This is a genomic window from Pseudomonas fluorescens (genome assembly GCF_018614655.1).
Lineage (GTDB): Bacteria > Pseudomonadota > Gammaproteobacteria > Pseudomonadales > Pseudomonadaceae > Aquipseudomonas > Aquipseudomonas fluorescens_BX.
Genome location: NZ_JAGGOG010000028.1, coordinates 1 through 16,788, shown reverse-complemented (window position 1 = coordinate 16,788; position 16,788 = coordinate 1). Strand labels below are relative to the sequence as shown.

Below are 16,788 nucleotides of genomic sequence, written 5' to 3'. Positions count from 1 at the left end.
TCAATACCCCTTGATCCGCTCGTCCGGCAAGGCGTACTGCACTCGCTGGTACAGCGGAAACACCGTGCTATAGCCCGGCACCGGTACAGAGTCCGTGCCAGCCAGGTGGGGGAATACGTACATGACCAGATCGGGATTGGGCAGACGGTGGAACTGGCGGTAGATTTCGCGCTGGGCGGTGCGCGTGTAAGCAGAGTGAGCAAGACCGTCATCGGACTCAATGAGCGGCCGCCGCAGGACCTGTCGGGCATTGAGCAACTGGCGCTGTGCCGGATCGCCCCCGGTCTCCTGTCGCCAGATCTGATCCATGTTGCGCCCACCGTGGGTCAATAGTTTTTCCGAGTTGGTGGCGCACCCCGACGCACCCACGACGAGGAGTACGACCAACGTGTTAATCCAAGGGCGTGACATGACGAGCCTCCAGGGTGTGATCGACCTTGCGGCCAGTGGGGGTGTAGTCCAGGGTAAGCGGCTGCTCGATATGCACCGCGACCTGCGCGCCCGGTTCGACGTACACCGCCGCAAAGGCTTGGCCGTAGAGCTTGTTGACCCACTGCGACATGTCCTGCACGCCGCTGCTGAGGATGCGCCCCATGGCTTCATTGCCGGTGAGACCGACCGTGCCAACAGTGTCGCTGCTATTGCTGATGAAGGCGTTGCGGTTATCGGACTTGATCAGCGAGGCGGCGCCTGCACCCGCGGCGGTGATCAGGGCTTGGGAACCAAGGTATTGCTGCGCATTGCTGCGCCGCTCGCCCGCCACGCAGGGAATACCGTAGGGATCACTGATCCAGCCCAATCCACCGTCGGTGGTTGAAGGGCTATCTTGAGCTTGGGTTCCCTCTGGCAAAGTCCGAATGGTGCCGTCTTCAAACACAAAGGTGATGGAGCGGATGTGCCCGCGCACGCAGGACAGCGTCCAGTCGCCGGAAGCACTGCCGCTGACCACGGCGCCGGTGACCTGTGGCAGATCGATGCCATTGGCGGTGAGGTTGTCGGCGCCGATGACCACTTTGAAGGGGTAAGGATCATTGACGGTGCCATCTACCGGCACGCGGCCGATCAGCGCGGTCATCGCAATCGAGCCCATCAATGTACTGTTAGCCGGGACGGTGTAGACGGGTTTGTTGCTGGGGAGGTCGGTGCTCTTGGCTCCGGGGGAGGTGAGCGTTTCAGCAGCACCTTCCAATTTAGGCAAGTTGAATCCGGTACTGCCCTTGGCATTGTCGTTGGATTTTCCGGCTCCCTCGGGCTTGTGGTCGGCAGGTTCGATCCAGCGCACTTCATCACGAGTGAGCGCCTCATCGTCTCCTTCCCGCAGGCCTAGGCCAATCGGCAGATCGACATTCCTGTCGCCTTGCCCCATCGAATCCAAGCGGCGCTGCAACTCGCTCAGTAAGCCTTGCGTTTGCTCCTGGTCGCTGGCAATCGTGCTGCGTGCCTCGCGCAGGCGGTCACGCTCACTCTCCAATGCCTGCTGTATACGTTGATCAATCGTCTGCTCGCGCTGACGCAGACGCTCATTGTCGGCCTGGTGGTTTTTGTTGTCGCTCAGGGCTGTCTGGAGTTCATTACGCAGTTTCTTCACCTGCGCGACCAACGTCGCCACCGTGTCGCGGGGTGTATCGCCTTCGATGCCGAGCGCCTGCATTTCTTCTGAAGTCAGCGTCTGAGGGCCGCCGCCGGCTGCAGAGTCACTGCGTTCTGGGCGCAATAGCTGGAGTAGAGCGACACCCAGCACAATGACCAGCGGAATCATCAGCCATTTGAGCAGTCGGTTACTCTTCATCGTGCACCTCTTCGCCAGCAGACGATCCTGGCAGGTTGAGTCCGGCATCGATGGGGCTGAGGCTGGGCAGTAAGGCCTTACTCAGCTCGCGACCTTGGGTGACCAGGTACAACACCGTGGTGTCAGTGGCACGGCCACGTGGGCCGAGGTTGGCATGCTGGAACGTGGCGGCGACGAAATCGCCCTGCAGCTCCCGAGGGTCGAGGGCGATCCAGGCAGTGGACTGGTTACGCAGGTGAAGGGCGCTGACCCAGTGATGGCCCAGCTTCCAAGCGGCCAATGGCCGGACGTCGATCAGTTGATTGGGCAGAAGCCCGTGCAACGGCAAGTCCGCAGGTAGCTTGGCCCGGCGTACACCTGGCAATGCCTCGACAGTGCGCAAAGGGGCATACAAGTTTTGGGCGGCGTATCGGGTCAGGACGACCGGGATGGGCGTTGCAACTGAGTGAGCCGGGACGTCCTGTTCAGTGGCGCCAGCAAGAGCGCTGACGATCTTGATGGGCTCCAAAGGTGTCGAGCCCCCGACTGTGTTGGTTGCAGGAGCAGCAGAAACATCCAGCAAGATCAGTTCGCCCGTCTCGATGTCCTGCAGTTGCACACGGCTCGGTGTAACTTCGTCATGGGCCAGCAAATACACCGCTCCATCTGTACTTTGTACACGCAAGACGCGCTCAAGCTCGGCAGGCAGACCCACGCGCACGCTACGGTCCACGAAGATGACGCGCTCCTGGCCCACGACGAGTGGAATGCTCAGCGGTAGCCGGTCCCAGCGCAGCACTTCAGTGGCCTGGCCGTCTAAGGCCCAGCCAAGTGCTAGCCCGATGACGGCGACCCTCAAGACACGATTCATTTGGATTCTCCAGAGGCAGGGGAGGCAGCAGAGCTAGGTGAGGTAGGTGATCCTGTGGCCGGCACAGCAATGCGCTGCGGGGGCTGGCTAAAGCAGTCCAAGGCCAGGCCGAACGGGTTACGCTCTGGATCGATGTCCCGGCGCACGACTTTGAGCGAGTAACGCACCAGGGCCCGCTTGACCTGCTCGGCGGCGAAGTACTCGTCGGCACTCAGATCCAGGGTGACCCGCCAGTCGTTCCGGCTGATCGACTGCACACGGCGGGCGGGATCATTGCCGTAGCCACGTCCGGGAATTTCATAGACGCCTCGGACGCGCCCGCGCAGCTCGCCGGTGCTACGCCGCGCCTCGTAGTCCCGCTGCAAGAACGCCTTGCAGGCCGGCGTCAGGTAAGCCGAGAGGGCCTCAAGGTTGCGGGCATAGTCCTGCTCTCCGTCGGAAGGCCAGCGATGGAGCTGCTGAAAAATATAAAAACTGAAGGCATATACCGACGCAGGGGGCACGTCCCACCATTTGCGGCTACTGCCCACGTGCAGGTCGGGTGGGATGTGCACGGTGAGGTCGCGTGGCGCACTCCACCAGCCTATGGCCAGTCCCAGCGTCAGCACGAACAGGGCAGCGGCCGCCGATCGCAGCGTCCGCACGTGCGCCTGTAGGTGCAGCACTTCGTTCTTGAACCGGCTCATGGTCTACCTCGCCGTGTGCTCCAGCATCCGGAGCGTTGGACCAAGGTGAGAAAACCGAGGCGTTGAGCCAGCCTCGGGTACTGCTGAACGGCCCAACTGTGCAGGTAGCGGTGCAACCAGGTGTCCGGTCGCCCGCGCTTCAATCGGCGCAGCAGCCCACCGCCGGTAAACACTCCCATCGCTACAGCGGCGACAATGCAGGTGGGCAGCAGGGCGATGCTGCGCCCCGCCCAAGCCACGAGCGAACCCAGCAGCAAACCAATGAAGCCCGACAGGCTGACGCAGATCCACAGCTCATCGGCGGTCAGTCCGCGTACCACGACGGACTGGCGGTTAAGGCGGTGGGGCAAAAAGGTCACGGTGCCGTCGGCCAGGCGGATTGTCGAAGTAGACATGGCGGCGGCCTCACAGGATCGTGGTGGCTTTGGTCAACAACCAGATGCCGACCACCAGCAGCATCGCCCCCACCGCAATCGTCAGGCCGAACTGGCCCCAGGTGGCCCGCCCGGTGTGAATCTCTGAGTAACGGGTGTAGGCGTGGTAGCACACACCAATGAACATTCCTGCCACGACCAATAAGGCGATCAATAGCACCATGTCATAACCGTAGTTCTGGATCGTCTGGATGATGCCGTCGCCTGCGCCTCGGGAAGGGTCTTCAATGGCGGGCAGGCGTCCCTGTGCTGCGACCAAGCTAGGACCGGCGAGGCCTGTGAGGAGTACAGGGTGGCAAAAGCGGGCCAGTACGTGAGGCATTGCGACAACTCCCTCAGGACAGGAGAAAGAACGTCAGCACCAGATACAGCGCGAGGAAACGCAGCACGACACCGACGAACTGACGGTGGTTAAGGCGTTGCTCGGCCCAGCCGGTGTAAGCGGTGCGTACTGCCCAGGCGCCCCAGAGCAGCGTGACGGCGAATACCAGCGACAACGCCAGAATGGCCATCTGCGAGGGGGTAAAACCGCTGTGGGCTAGGAAGGCGGCTTGTTGGGCGGCAGTCATGGCGCGTCAGCCTCGCCGGTATAGTCGCCGACCAGGGGGGCTGGATCGCGGGGTTGGGCACGCTGGGGCGTCAGGTAGTCCTGCACGCCGGAGCGGATACGCTGGAGGTCCTCGCGCAGGCGTAGGTAGTCGAAGCGGTAACGGGCACCGACCGGGGAAGGGAGGGCGGCGCTGCGCTCGGTGTGACGCTCCAGGGTGTCGAGCTGACGCAGCATGGCGGCGAGGTGGGCGTGCTCAGTCGCAGGGGCAGTCAAGGGCGCTGCTGCGTGCAACGGGGCCGTGAGGGCAAAGTATGCCCCCAAAGCCATCCACAACGTCAAAGATAAATGCTTGGCCATGATCAGTTCCACCGCTTGCCAGGAGGACCTGATCTTCTGCTGGTCAGCGGTGGGGTTGCTGCATTCAATCCGGCAACGCATGATTCCGCATTGATGTTGATTTAGGGTAAGCGCTGCGCTGGTGCATAGCCTATAGCGGCCGTTTCATAAGACGGCTAGAACCCAGTTGCTGTCATAACATGCGGAGGTAGGGATGGCGTCTGCAGCACACGATTACCAACACTTTATGCGTTGGCTTCATCACCCCCAGAGCCAGGCTTCAGAGGATGCACGGCGCTTCGGCAGGCTCGTGCAGGATGACTTTGACAGGGGCTGCGCTCCATTCATCTTGTCGAACTCGCTCGGCGATAGTTCATCCTTGATCCTCAACCCGTTCTGGGCGCACTGGCAGCAGGACCAGGCTGGAGGTGGGAGAGGCTGAGCCAACTTACCCCGGGGGCCCTTCCGTGGTTTCACAAACGCTGAATCGTTTGATCTTACCAAGCGGATAGTTATGTTTTACGGCCCTAATGGCAGCGGTAACACGAGCCTTTGTGAAGCGCTTGAATTTGCACTGCTCGGTGCGCTGGATGAGGGAGTGCGGAAGAGGATCGACGCTGTCCAGTATTTGCGCAATGTCCACGAGGGCCGGTTTGTTGCGCCGCGACTGGTTGCGCTGGACGTCCAAGGCCTGCCGGTCGCAGTGGACGCCGACCCCGATGCCTACAGGTTCTACTTCATTGAGAAGAAAAGAATTGATGCCTTTTCCAGGGTCGCGGCCAAACCTGCCGGGCAGAAGTCAGCGCTGGCATGGTAAGTTGACCTTCGTTTACGTGGGCCATGGTGTTGCGTATCAGTGCATGTGACAGTCGCTGCCACGTTGCGTGGAATCTTGGTACAGCCGCTCTCAGGCCTTCATGGGGGGCGGAACGACCGCTAATCTCTCATGCCATGACGCATGAGACTGCATAGGAGGTCCCACCATAACGGCTCGGCCTCTGAGGGGCCGACCCTCATACCCATAACTTCGTGGCCACCGTCAGTGTTCACGGCCACTGCAATTATGACGGCCACCGAGACGATGCGACCAGCCTCTGCACCTTGACGTAGGTGGCATCGATCCAGAGGTAGGGTCAATCACCTTCAAAAGGGCGATCAGATGGTTTCTCTGGTGAAGGTTAAGTTCAAGCAAACGCAATGTTAGCAAAGAACCACGATGACCAAGCGCTGAACCGCCCATGGTGCTACTTATGTTACCATTTTTTTTTGGGGGGTAATTATTTGTAATGATATCAAGGCGGTCTTAAGGGAGCACTCGCAATAGTACTGCCCACTCATGTACTCAAACTTCACTCTAGAAGTCTGGGGGGCATCAATGATGGCGCACATTACCTGCAGGTACCGATTCTTTCTCTTCTTCATCAAAGTTAAATACCGTCCCTCTCTCGTTCAGGGTCAGATAATAGTATGCCGTTCTGATTTCGAGAATCCTCTATGCTGAAGTCTCTGATCCTGCAGCCAGAGCACGAGACAGGTACTGCTTGGTTACGCCTATGCGCACTGGCCAGCTTGAGCTGCTTTTTGCTGATTTGTGATGACTTTCTTCAGCAACTGTTCACGAGTAACAATCGCGCCGAACTTGAGGCGGGCTGGGTCGCGGGAGTATGGGCTTTCTGCTTGATGCTATGGCTTTGTAATCTCAGGCCACTCGTTGTAAGTATTTTGCTGCTGTTCGCTGTCATGCAGCTAATACAGCTAAGCAATATAAGTTTCTTTGGTGAGCCGCTGAGTGCTGTCGATATTCGAAGTCTCATGCTCGACTCGAAAGAAGTGACGCAAGTAGCCAAATATAGTTTTGGTCAGCACTGGGGTGCTGCATTTAGTGTCCTGTTGCCCTATTCACTTCTGATCGCCCTACACTGGTACATACCCAGGCGCGTTAAGTTGCCTGAGAGCCGTTGGGCGCTGATCTTGATTGCAGTGGCACTGCTGGCGAAGCCTTATCGCGCCACCTACCGGAATCTCGATTCTTTTACTCCTGGCCCAACACGTAGTGGCCTACACAACAGTCTCAACAGCTTTTCAGCTTGGGCCGTGCGTCTCGCGTTCAATGGCACAAGCATACCACCAATGGCATCGCTCGCCCCCTATCGGATAAGCCCGGCTTCAAGCAGCGCACAACATGTGTGGCTGGTTGTGGCTGACTCTTTGCGTCGAGAGCGTATGGGAATCTTTGGTTATGAAAGACAGACGACTCCGAAACTACAACGCTATCTTGCCGACCACCCCACCGCCCTTGTGCGGCCTGGCATAGCGGCAGGAGTGGCTACTGATGTCAGCCTGCCCTACCTGATCAATCCAATACGCGAGCCGGGTCAAGACCACCTTCTGCGCGATAACCGGATTAATTTGTTCCGCTTCGCTCAGGAAACAGGCATGCGCACCCACTGGATCTCCTCTCAAGAATCTCGGTTACTTGCACATCTGGGCAGTCGTTTCATCGATGTATCTATCACCCGTGAAGATTATCCCCTTAGTTTCATTAGAAAACAGGACCATGCTTTACTGGATATCCTTGATGCACAAATCTTCGATCAGCGCAATTTTGTCGTGCTCAACCTGCGCACTGCGCATCTCCCCTACGCGAAGAACTATGCCCACCAGGACGGTACACCACCTTGGTCCCACAGCGGTCCCCAGGGCCAGAATAATGCTTACGACAACTCGATTCACTACCTCGATGGCCTACTAGAGGAGATCATTGCCCGCTTCGACCGTCTCGAAGGTGAACGGTATTTAGTCATCACCGGTGACCATGGCCAGCGCTTAGGTGAGGATGGCAAATGGGGGCACAATGACTTAGTGCCGGAGGTTAGTGATGTACCAGTAATAGTCATTGGGCGCGATACTTCTCCCAAAGTGATGAGCGAACTGGCGGTGGAAAAATGGATTAGTCATTATGAGATTGGCACGTGGTTAGCCGCGCGGCTCGGAACCCATATTGATAACCCAAATCTGCTGAAAAATGAGCATTTCGTGCATGGAAAGTTATTGTTTAGTGACAACCTTATTCAGTTGGTATGCGAGACAGGCAGTGAATTGCGGTATAGCAACCCAGTGCGATTGAGCCACTGGTTGACAATTGCGAGTAAAGACGGCGAGAGCGGGTGTGGGCAGACGCCTCAACACAATGGTTTCGTGCCGTCGGCGGTCGCGGAAGAAAGGCTTAATTCGATGTCCAGGAATCGTTGACCACAAGAGGATGAGTTCCTGCAGTTCACGCACTGTGATCAGAAAGGATGATCTTAAAGGTGCTTTTTGAAGGTGGCGGTGGTGAGGTTTACGGTGAGGCCCAACAGGCAGGCTGCCGGCAGTAGTATCAATACCGGCGCCACGCTGATCGGCAGCGCCAAGTAGACGACCCATGGCAGTACGGCCAGGGGCATCACACAGGCCTTGGCACGGTGGTAGAGGAAGCCCGATTCTCGTCCTGCCTCGAAACGGCGGATGTCTCGCCGTACCAGTCCATCGACCAGGCCGACAAAGGCCGCCATGGCGAACAGCGGCAGGCTCAGAAATAGCACCAGTAAACGCACCAGAAACACCAACACCGTATAGGCCCCGGCCAACAGATAGCTTTCCAGGACCCAATAAGCCTGCCGCAGGTAGCGGGGAAAATCGGGCTCGGCGCGAAGATGTTCTCCCCGAGCTCGTCGGGCCGCGTCCTCGACCCATTCGACCAGCCCGGACCGTACGAACAGTAGATCGTAGGCGGTCCCTACAATGCGCTGCGCCGTCTGCCCCGGCTCCTGTACCAGCACGCTGCGGGCGAAGTGTCGCGGCAGTTGCTCCAGTTCATAACTGAGCATCTCTTGCGCATGCCGCCAGCCTTGATCGGGCCAGAACAGATGCAGACCTACACACTCGATCAGGATGCTCAGCAACAACGAGCCGCCCAGCACGCCGACGAACCGAAACGGCAAGGTGATCAAGCCAACGAGCAAACCCTGTTGTCGTGCCTGTTGGCGTTGCGCAGTGACGGCCGGATCTTTCATGGCGAGCCGTCATTCTGCTGATCGGTCGGCGATTGAGGGTTACTCGCTTGAGCAACTTGCCACCACGCATCCTCTTCGGGTGTCTGTTGCATGTATCGGGTTAAGGCCTGCAGATCCGTCGGGATTTCCTCATCAGGATCTATCTCTGGCAGCGGCATGCGGATCTTCCATAACTGTCCCCCCTCGATCAGGGCAAAGGCCTGGCCCTTCGGCAGGGCAACGATATGCGCCGGTTCGATCAGCGGTACGCTATGGGTGTTGATACGGTCCTGGGTCGTGGAGGTGAATGCCGTCGTGCCCTGGGGATCGGAGCTATCAGTGGCGCCACTGACCACTGAGGTGCTGTACACATCCACCTTGGGCAACTGTTGGGTCAGCAGCTCCGCCGTAGCCGTCTCGCGTACGCGTAACATGATCAGGTTGTTGAAGTTGCCGATGACCTGGCCGGCCTTGGCCCGGTTACCCAGTCGGGCCTCGATGTCACTGAGGGTCTGGGTGTAGGCGGTGACCTGCATGCCGGCACCGCCGCCTTTGTTGATCAGCGGAATGAACTCATCGCCCATCAGCTCGTTGAACTCGTCGGCGTGCACGTTGATTGGCAGTTGGGTGCCGGACTCACCGCCCGGCAAGCCATCATTGATGCCGAACTTGTAGAGGTGGCCCGCGACCGACACCAGATCCGCGAACATGGAGTTGCCGACGGCCGCAGCGACTTCGGCATCGGACAGGGCATCCAGGCCGACATAGACGATGGCTCGTTTGCGGATGATCTGCATCCAGTCGAAGATCGGCCGCGGGTCATTGAGGGCGCTGTAGTCGGGGGCCAGCAACTCGGCGATCTTGCCGGTGGTGAGCTTTTCCAGCAGCGGCAGCAGCGAGGCGACGATCTTGTCGAAGTAGGTGCGGTCGTAGCGCACCGCCGAGCGCAAACCTTCCAGCACCGGGTCATAGAGCTTGCTGCGGTTCAGGTACAGCTCGATTGCCACCACACGCTTGTCGCGGCCCGCCATCGCCCGTGGTGTGTTCTTCTCATTGAGTTTTGTCTCGATCTGCACGATGACCTCCCAGGCCTTGGGGTCGTGCTTGGAAAAAAAGTGCGCGGCGTACTCGACGAACAGTGGATCGATGTTAATGACATGACGTTGGATCAACAGGTAATCCGGTCGCCGCCCCAGCTCGACGAGGGCACGAGCGATGATGTTGACGAAGCGCCAGGCGAACTCCCGGAAAGCGGCCGAGTTACCTTCACCGGAGAGCTGCCCGGCAATCCGCGAGGCCACTTCGGTGATGCGGCCAAAACGACCGATGGCGTTGTAGCGGGCGGAGGTCTCGGGCTGCCCCAGGTGAAACACGTAGAAGTCGCCCTCGCGTCCGGCCCGCTTGGCTTCCAGGTACACACGCCGCAACAGGTCAGCATCGCCTTTGGGGTCGAACACGATGCACACTTCATGCTGACCCGCGATTTTGCGCCGGATGTCCTGAGTGATCAGCAACTCGGCCAGCCGGGTTTTGCCGACCCGCGTTGTGCCCAAGACCAGTGTGTGGCCGACGCGCTCGCTCAATGGCAAGGTAACGTCCAACTCATGGGGCTCAATCCCGTGCAGGCGTGCAAGGCCCCCCACGGGAGGCAGTGGACGAACGGGGTTGAGCGGATGATTCCAGCGGGTCAGGCGGGGCAGGGCACGCAGTGGATAGGGTGCGAACTCCAGACGGATTTCCAGCCGGCGGATGACCTGTACCCAGGCGGGCATCTCGACATAGCGGCGGAACTCGGGGCGATAGGTTTGTAACAACCGGTGGGTGTGCCGCTGGTCCCAACAAAAGCCCCGGCCCAGAAACAGCCGTTGCTGGCTGACGGGCACGTGGCGGCTGGTGAGGGTGTAGCGGGGCAGGCGGCGCAGATTGCGCTGGTAACGCAGCACGGTCCAGGCCTGGCGAAGGCGCAGACTGCCAAAAGCCACAAAGACCGTAGCACCGGCCGGTCCCAGGGTGTCATTCAATGCCAATGACCAAGGGGCAAACAGACACAAGAACGCCGCCGCGAAACAAACGACAGTGCTGTACAGCTCGACGGCGGGCCGCAGCAGTACTTCAATGGCGTGGGCCTGGCTCATGCTACTGCTCGATGGCGGTCGCCGTGATCAGCACAGGGTAGTGTGATAACGTGAGGCGTTGCGCCAGATCATCGGCTGAGGCCGGGTACAAGGACAAACCTGGCGCCATGGCACGCAGGCGTTCCAGCTGTTCGACGGAAGCAACCTGCACCACCAGGCCCACGGCCTTGAGCTGTTGCAGCGCAGGCAGCCTTCGCTGCAGCCAGGCACGTGACAGCGGATCGTCTCCGATCAAAAACAGCGCCGGTAGTCCAGGTGTTGCCATTGGGCGTGACGCTACTTTACCCGGGGAAAGCGTTATCGTCTTGACAGGCAACATGTCGGCTTCGCTGTAGGGTGCGTTACGCACCGGGGGCGTGGCCGCCGAAGCGAAGAGTGCAAGCAAGAGTGCAAGCATCAAAAGGTGCTTCATGGTCACTTGCCCCCGGCAACAAGTTGACTGAGATGACGCGCTACGTTGCGACGATAGCGGGCCGCAGGAGCGCCCCCGGCGGGGCGGTGATACCGGCCCACGGCCGGGAGCCAGTCCTCGCCCACACGACGGTGTTGGCGCAGGATGGTCGCCGCCACCTTTAGGTTGCGAGTGGGATCCAGCAGGTCGCAAGGCTGCTGATAGTGACGGCGCTGATAGCCCAGGTTGAGCTGCATCAGCCCGACGTCGATATGCTTGGCATTCATGTGCTGTCGGGCCTGCAACAGTGCCCGACAGGCTGCATCGCGCGTGGTGAAGTAGCGTCCCTTACCGGCGACATTCAGTGTCCAGGGCCAAGGTTGGTAGCGTTTGCGTATGGACACGCCGCTTTCCTGCAAGGCCATGGCATACAGCACAGTGGTGGGCACTCCGGCCTGACGCGCCACCTGATGATAGGTCTCGGGGATTTGTGCGCTCAGGGTTAAAGGCGCCAAGACGAGCAGCATGCTCAGGCTAAGACGGAGCTTCACTGGCGCTGCCATCGCCCACCCACTTCGCGCACCAGCGCGGGTAGATCGCCGGGGAGCCCGAGGGATTGCCAGCGTCCGCCGTCATGGTTAAGGGTGATGCGGCGCGCACGGACCTTAAGGGGCGAGAGGTTGGCCTGGCGGGCCCATTGGCGCAGCTGCGCGTCGTCCTGGTCGCTGCCCACCAAATACAGATCGAACGCCGTCCCACGGCTCTGCAGCGTCTGCGCCTTAGCGTTGCAGGGTGCACAGTTGGCTTTCACGAAGAGCGCCAAACGGCCATTACCCGCCGGTAGCGACACCTGGGGCGTCGCTGAAGCGATACCGGCGAGGTTAACCGGTTGTACATCGGGGAACTGCTGTGTCCACGCCGCATCGTAGGCACGTTGGTACGCCAGCAGTTTTTCCACGCGGCGTGCTTCGGCCTGGATCTGGAGGGCGGCATAGCGTTGGCGTTCGGCAGCAGATGGCGCCTCAATACCCAACGCCGTAAGCGGGTCGAGGTTGGGCGAATAGGTGCCCAGCGGTCCTTGCATCAACTGTTCATAGCGACTCCACTCCTCAGGCTTGAGGCCCCAGGCCTGCGCCAGTTGTTGGGGTGAGAGCGGCGCGAGGGCAGAGGCCCGAACGGTGCTGTGTAGCTCGTCGGGGCGCGCCGAGAACACGGCGTTAGGTGCGAGGAGTACGGCGGCTAGGAGGAGGGCTTTCACGATCATGGCGACCTCACCTCCAAGCGGCGCCGCTGGCCATCGATCTGAAATACAACCGCGCTCGGTTCAATGGCGTCCAGTTGCCAATCCAAGTACTGATCGCCGAGGCGCAGCCACAGGATGTGCTCAAGTTCGGGCTTGTCGAGGGGGCTGAGGGCGACCAGTGAATGGCCGCCTCGCACTTCGATGCCCCGCAGGGTGAAGGGTGGGCGCTTCTGTGTAGGTTGGAGGGTGCGGCGTTCGACCACACGACCATTGCTTTTTTCAGCTTCAAACTTCTGTATAGAGACCGTCAACGCCGTCAGCGTTTCCCGTACTCCCCGCAGATCGCTGGATAGCGCACGGTCCGCGAGTTGTGCTTCCAGCGCCGTAAGTCGCTCCTCCAGCGCCTGTTCGTGTTCGGAAAACTGCTTCAGGATGACGGTTGGCGGGCGTGTCAACGCGCTGGCCTTGAACTGTTCCAGCACGGAAATACGCGCATCGAGCGACTGCACTTGCCGGGTATTGCTGTTGAGCTGCACGGCCTCGGCCAGCTGGTCGAGACCGCGTTGCTGATAAAGCAGAACGCCGAGTACGAGTAAGCCGGTCAGCACGGGCAGTAGCCAGGTGGGAAGCGTTTTGAGAATTTCACGAGGCTTCACGGGCGGCCTCCTGATCAGCGGCTGCGGGGCTGACAAAGCACAGCTGCCGGCTGAGGTCGTTCACCTGCAGCGCCCAGCCAGGCCCTGCCAGCGTCAGTAGCGCGCTGCGCAAGACCATCGGCCCCAAGTGGACGTGCGCAGCCGGTAGCGGTAAGGCGAACAGCGCCTGTACGGCGGGTCCGCCCTCGCACAGCTGATAGCCGGAATGGCGGAGCATGTAGCGCAGGGCATCGCCGACGCTCAGTGACAGGCCATTGGGCAATCGCACATCAATCACCTGCAGCAACAAATCGTGCTGGGCGATCTCCGGCGACAATTCCACCAAGGTGTAGCGTGAATGTCGGACCGCCCATGCCGGAGACGGAGCAGGTGCTGCGCGTGGTGTCGCAATCGGCTGGGGGGCTGACGATTCGGGCAGCGACGAGCATGCCGTAAGGGCGAGTGATATCGCGAAACCGGCGAGTGAACGTTGCATGGCACCATTCCCTAAAAAGAAGGGCGTCAGTATTTGCAGGCGTTCGAAAACAGATCAGCAAAAAAACCGCCTATAGCACTGACCACAAACAATGGTGATCTCCGAACAGGTTCAGGGGCATTCGCAAATCAATGCAGCATTACTGGCGGTCCAGCGTGTTGTTGAGGACTATGGTTGTCGACGTAGCGAGATCCACGACAATGGCAACCGCAACGGCGAGTAGTAGCCCTCAGCAAAGCTCGACACCACGATTTATTGTGGTCTGGTATTGATGCGAAGCTGTCCCAACGACCACTCGCGGTGCTCGCACAATCCATTACGCAAACTGTCAACCGATTGGCTGTCAGCCTGCACGACCTGTTGACTGGGCTTGAATCCATCTTTGCGCTGGTTGTCGCGCGCCTGCGCGAAGCTGATAAAACAATGGCCTCCGAAGAGGCCGTGTTGATCGATTAGTAGTCTTCGGGCAGCAGCACCGTGGTGGCGCTCCGATCTGCCTCAGTGATGATCCACACGCGATAGTGGGGCGGGACCTCGTAGGCGGAGAACAGGCGATAGTGCGACTTCAGCGCATCATCGTTGAGCGCCTTATCCTGGTCACACATCTCGCCCCAGTCACCGCAGAGATGACGGTGCAGCAGGGGCATGGGGTCGAGCTTGCCCTTGCGGACCAAGCGGTCCACAGTGGCAGAGAAGATCAGAGCACCCAATGAAAACTTGGGATTGCTCGATTGACCAAGGTCTTTGCAGTCCATAAGAAAATCTCCAGAAGACGGGGCCCTTGCACCCGTCGGGGCAGGAACCCCAATGGGTGAAAGCGGATGCGGGGCCGAGGCCTCACTGGAGGTTGGTGGCGTTTTTAGGATCTTTCCGCCAACCTACATTTTGTGGGTTACTGAACGCGGTGTTGCCGTCTGTTCGTCTGGCGTAATGTCGGTTGCTGGAGGCGAAGGCTCGGCCTTGTACACCGTTTCGCCCTCGACCTTGATCCAGGCAATGAACAACAACCTGGCTTTGAGGCTGATGCCCTGCTGGCCAGCGTTGGGGCCACGCGTGTAGACAAAGGTGTCGGCATACAGGTCGCCCAGACGAAAGCCGAGCAAGACCTTGCGCTTGGCTTCGACCGCCTCAATACAGCGGAGAACCAGCTGCTGGGCTTTGCTCCCCGACACCCGTACGTCAAAACGCCGGTACTCGGCGTTATCACAGGGGCCATTGAGCGCGGCGATGTCGCAGGCAAGAAAGCCGTTGCCCTTCTTGGGCGTGATTTCACGAATGCGGTTGAGATAACCCAAACCGGTAATGTGCAGATCGAAGTAACGAGCTTCGTGGGAAGAACGGGTCATAAGCGTCTCCGAACAGTGAAGCGCGGAGCCAGCCGCCCGGTAGGGAGGATGGCTCCCCGCATGGGTGGATGGAACAAGCAATGGAAGAAGCGGATCAGTGGGCTCAACGCCACACCGTAGCCTTGAAGATCGGGGCTACCTGGGCATGTTGCTGGCAACGCCAGCGGACATAGAATCAGCGTGAATGATTGCGACCGCACTGTCGTGGTGAAAACCGTTTTTCTGGCTCGCCCGATTCCACGTGGAAAAAGTCTGTTCAACTCATCATGTGTGAGTGGGGCAGGCTGTAAAAGTCTCAGGCCTGATCTGAGACCCATCATTGAAAAGGAACGGGCTAACAGGTTTGATAGATGCCTTGCGCTTGGACTGATTATTCAGAAACTCTACCGACGATTAATCGTGCGCTGGTCTAAAGTGTGGGAATTATCTGATGTTGGGGCCCTTGGCTACATGGTTGCCTAATCCGCCATTTTGATAATCAATCCCACTTTCATGAAGGGCACAACATGCATGCACTGGTTTGTGAAGAGACGAACTGATCGCCAGTGGCATCGTGGCCGACCTGAGCGGCCTGGGCTTCACCGTTGAGCGCGTGGCCACGGCCTCGGCGGCGCGGGTCATGCTTAAAGTCGCAACTTTTGAAATAATGGTGCTCGATCTCGGCCTGCCCGACGAAGATGGTCTAATGCTCCTACGGAAGCAGCGCAAACAGGGGCTGGAAATCCCGGTGTTGATCCTAACCGCCCGGGATGCGGTCACAGCCGCGTCGAGGGCTTGCAAGCCGGCGCCGACGATTATCTGCTCAAGCCCTTTGATCTGCGCGAGCTGGCCGCACGCCTACAGACCTTGTTACGGCGGGTGGCTGGGCGCAGCGTCAATCGTATTGAACACGGCTGCCTGGTCTTCGACCCCAGCAGTCGCGAAACTTTTATCGGCGGCCAGCCGGTGGACCTTTCGCGCCGCGAGTAAGCGCTATTGCAAGCCCTACTGCATAACAAAGGCCGTGTACTTTCCGGCGAGCAACTCAAGGACAGCATTTATGGACTCAACGATGAACTGGAAAGCAACGCATTGAATGTGCACATCCACAACTTGCGTCGTAAATTGGGTAAAGACATCGTCGAAACCGTGCGCGGCCTCGGTTATCGTCTTGGCCCTGCCCATGCTCAAGAACATGCATCGTGATGTACTTGGTTTAATGGCACAGCCTGTGCAGCGCTGCATGGAGTCGATCAAGGTGCCGGGTGATAACGGACCGGCTGGGACAGCGGTGCCACAATGGCGTCGTCAGCCGTGCTGGAGGTCGCATGTCCAGGCAGGCGCGACAGGCTCACTCGTGTCATGGCGAGGGTCGGCAGGTTCAGGCACACACCCGTGCACAAAAGGTGCCTTGGGTTCGCCGGCGGGCTCCGGCGAGGATTACTGCCGACCCGAAGGGCCTCCTCACGCCACGCCACGGCATGGCGTCAGGAGGCCCTTCGAGAGTGGCGCAGTGCGAAGGATCAGCAGGCAGGTGGGCGCAGGTGAGCGGTCAACGACTGGGTGCAGCCGTTCATTAGCGGACAGTCCGCAGCAGTGAGAGCATCAGCGAAGTTTGCACATCGGCAGCTTCGTCATGTGCCGCGCGCGGAACGCGGTGGACGCCAGTGGACGTGGGATGTCTGAGAAAAACAGCCCCTCAAGCGGGGCTGTTTAGAAGGGGGGGGCTATTTTCCGAATCTTCGGAGGGAGTTATCTCCATAATTTTTATGCCTTTTTGGCAATAAAACCGGTTTTTTAAAATGATGTTTTTTGTATTTTTTAGGCTCAAAACGTGATCAAAAAGGATCAGTAAATGAGTGAATCGACTCACTTTTGATGCCA

20 protein-coding genes and 3 pseudogenes are annotated in these 16,788 nt (G+C 59.3%); 4 read left to right on the top strand and 19 right to left on the bottom strand.

The window, feature by feature from the left end; genetic code table 11:
• Genes J7E41_RS25225 through J7E41_RS25190 form a run of 8 tightly spaced genes read right to left on the bottom strand, consistent with a single transcriptional unit; the run spans position 1 to position 4,747 of the window.
• The gene (locus J7E41_RS25225; protein ID WP_214997006.1) at positions 1–411 is read right to left on the bottom strand and encodes a TIGR03751 family conjugal transfer lipoprotein; all 411 of its coding nucleotides are present in this window, start codon (positions 409–411) and stop codon (positions 1–3) included.
• Positions 392–1,789: a TIGR03752 family integrating conjugative element protein gene (locus J7E41_RS25220; RefSeq protein WP_214997005.1), complete on the bottom strand. Its 1,398-nt coding sequence runs from the start codon at positions 1,787–1,789 to the stop codon at positions 392–394. The genes J7E41_RS25225 and J7E41_RS25220 overlap by 20 nt, the downstream gene beginning before the upstream one ends.
• Positions 1,779–2,639, bottom strand: coding sequence for a TIGR03749 family integrating conjugative element protein (locus tag J7E41_RS25215; protein WP_214997004.1), 861 nt, complete (start codon positions 2,637–2,639; stop codon positions 1,779–1,781). The genes J7E41_RS25220 and J7E41_RS25215 overlap by 11 nt, the downstream gene beginning before the upstream one ends.
• The gene (locus tag J7E41_RS25210; protein ID WP_214997003.1) at positions 2,636–3,325 is read right to left on the bottom strand and encodes a PFL_4703 family integrating conjugative element protein; all 690 of its coding nucleotides are present in this window, start codon (positions 3,323–3,325) and stop codon (positions 2,636–2,638) included. The genes J7E41_RS25215 and J7E41_RS25210 overlap by 4 nt, the downstream gene beginning before the upstream one ends.
• The gene (locus tag J7E41_RS25205) at positions 3,322–3,720 is read right to left on the bottom strand and encodes a TIGR03750 family conjugal transfer protein (protein ID WP_214997002.1); all 399 of its coding nucleotides are present in this window, start codon (positions 3,718–3,720) and stop codon (positions 3,322–3,324) included. Before J7E41_RS25205 ends, J7E41_RS25210 begins: the two co-directional genes overlap by 4 nt.
• Before the next feature lie 10 nt (positions 3,721–3,730).
• A complete protein-coding gene (locus J7E41_RS25200) occupies positions 3,731–4,081 on the bottom strand; it encodes a TIGR03745 family integrating conjugative element membrane protein (RefSeq protein ID WP_214997001.1) in 351 nt (116 codons plus the stop codon).
• 13 nt (positions 4,082–4,094) lie between these two features.
• Positions 4,095–4,328 (bottom strand): TIGR03758 family integrating conjugative element protein, encoded by a 234-nt coding sequence (locus J7E41_RS25195; RefSeq protein ID WP_214997000.1) that lies wholly within the window; start codon positions 4,326–4,328, stop codon positions 4,095–4,097.
• Positions 4,325–4,747, bottom strand: coding sequence for an RAQPRD family integrative conjugative element protein (locus tag J7E41_RS25190; RefSeq protein WP_251029674.1), 423 nt, complete (start codon positions 4,745–4,747; stop codon positions 4,325–4,327). Before J7E41_RS25190 ends, J7E41_RS25195 begins: the two co-directional genes overlap by 4 nt.
• Before the next feature lie 373 nt (positions 4,748–5,120).
• On the opposite strand from J7E41_RS25190, the pseudogene J7E41_RS28190 reads away from it, so the two are divergent.
• A pseudogene (locus J7E41_RS28190) lies at positions 5,121–5,462 on the top strand (AAA family ATPase); the annotation flags it as partial.
• A gap of 163 nt (positions 5,463–5,625) precedes the next feature.
• On the opposite strand, the pseudogene J7E41_RS28605 reads toward J7E41_RS28190, so the two are convergent.
• A pseudogene (locus tag J7E41_RS28605) lies at positions 5,626–5,799 on the bottom strand (transposase); the annotation flags it as partial.
• A gap of 340 nt (positions 5,800–6,139) precedes the next feature.
• Here J7E41_RS28605 and J7E41_RS25175 point away from each other — a divergent pair.
• Positions 6,140–7,897 carry a phosphoethanolamine transferase gene (locus J7E41_RS25175; RefSeq protein WP_214996999.1) on the top strand — a complete coding sequence of 586 codons (1,758 nt, stop codon included), beginning with the start codon at positions 6,140–6,142 and terminating at the stop codon, positions 7,895–7,897.
• Positions 7,898–7,950: 53 nt separating this feature from the next.
• On the opposite strand, the gene J7E41_RS25170 is transcribed toward J7E41_RS25175, so the two are convergent.
• Genes J7E41_RS25170 through J7E41_RS25140 form a run of 7 tightly spaced genes read right to left on the bottom strand, consistent with a single transcriptional unit; the run spans position 7,951 to position 13,579 of the window.
• On the bottom strand, positions 7,951–8,700 hold the full coding sequence (locus J7E41_RS25170; protein WP_214996998.1) for a TIGR03747 family integrating conjugative element membrane protein: 750 nt from the start codon (positions 8,698–8,700) through the stop codon (positions 7,951–7,953).
• On the bottom strand, positions 8,697–10,814 hold the full coding sequence (gene traD, locus J7E41_RS25165) for a type IV conjugative transfer system coupling protein TraD (protein WP_214996997.1): 2,118 nt from the start codon (positions 10,812–10,814) through the stop codon (positions 8,697–8,699). Before traD ends, J7E41_RS25170 begins: the two co-directional genes overlap by 4 nt.
• A 1-nt stretch (position 10,815) precedes the next feature.
• Positions 10,816–11,226, bottom strand: coding sequence for an integrating conjugative element protein (locus J7E41_RS25160; RefSeq protein WP_214996996.1), 411 nt, complete (start codon positions 11,224–11,226; stop codon positions 10,816–10,818).
• Between the two features lie 2 nt (positions 11,227–11,228).
• The gene (locus J7E41_RS25155; protein WP_214996995.1) at positions 11,229–11,768 is read right to left on the bottom strand and encodes a transglycosylase SLT domain-containing protein; all 540 of its coding nucleotides are present in this window, start codon (positions 11,766–11,768) and stop codon (positions 11,229–11,231) included.
• Positions 11,753–12,469, bottom strand: a complete 717-nt coding sequence (locus J7E41_RS25150; RefSeq protein WP_214996994.1) for a TIGR03759 family integrating conjugative element protein — start codon at positions 12,467–12,469, stop codon at positions 11,753–11,755. Before J7E41_RS25150 ends, J7E41_RS25155 begins: the two co-directional genes overlap by 16 nt.
• Positions 12,466–13,104: a hypothetical protein gene (locus J7E41_RS25145; RefSeq protein ID WP_214996993.1), complete on the bottom strand. Its 639-nt coding sequence runs from the start codon at positions 13,102–13,104 to the stop codon at positions 12,466–12,468. Before J7E41_RS25145 ends, J7E41_RS25150 begins: the two co-directional genes overlap by 4 nt.
• Positions 13,091–13,579: a PilL N-terminal domain-containing protein gene (locus J7E41_RS25140; RefSeq protein ID WP_214996992.1), complete on the bottom strand. Its 489-nt coding sequence runs from the start codon at positions 13,577–13,579 to the stop codon at positions 13,091–13,093. Before J7E41_RS25140 ends, J7E41_RS25145 begins: the two co-directional genes overlap by 14 nt.
• A gap of 300 nt (positions 13,580–13,879) precedes the next feature.
• Here J7E41_RS25140 and J7E41_RS25135 point away from each other — a divergent pair, with 300 nt between their 5' ends.
• On the top strand, positions 13,880–14,035 hold the full coding sequence (locus J7E41_RS25135) for a hypothetical protein (protein ID WP_214996991.1): 156 nt from the start codon (positions 13,880–13,882) through the stop codon (positions 14,033–14,035).
• Here J7E41_RS25135 and J7E41_RS25130 read toward each other — a convergent pair.
• Both J7E41_RS25130 and J7E41_RS25125 read right to left on the bottom strand, forming a co-directional pair.
• Positions 14,032–14,334 carry a hypothetical protein gene (locus tag J7E41_RS25130; RefSeq protein ID WP_214996990.1) on the bottom strand — a complete coding sequence of 101 codons (303 nt, stop codon included), beginning with the start codon at positions 14,332–14,334 and terminating at the stop codon, positions 14,032–14,034. The genes J7E41_RS25135 and J7E41_RS25130 overlap by 4 nt on opposite strands.
• 123 nt (positions 14,335–14,457) lie before the next feature.
• A complete protein-coding gene (locus J7E41_RS25125) occupies positions 14,458–14,925 on the bottom strand; it encodes an STY4534 family ICE replication protein (RefSeq protein ID WP_214996989.1) in 468 nt (155 codons plus the stop codon).
• A gap of 506 nt (positions 14,926–15,431) precedes the next feature.
• Here J7E41_RS25125 and J7E41_RS25120 point away from each other — a divergent pair.
• Positions 15,432–16,110, top strand: a pseudogene (locus tag J7E41_RS25120) (winged helix-turn-helix domain-containing protein).
• 493 nt (positions 16,111–16,603) lie between these two features.
• On the opposite strand, the gene J7E41_RS25115 reads toward J7E41_RS25120, so the two are convergent.
• Positions 16,604–16,788: hypothetical protein (locus J7E41_RS25115; protein ID WP_214996988.1), on the bottom strand; the 185-nt coding region annotated here is incomplete at its 5' end.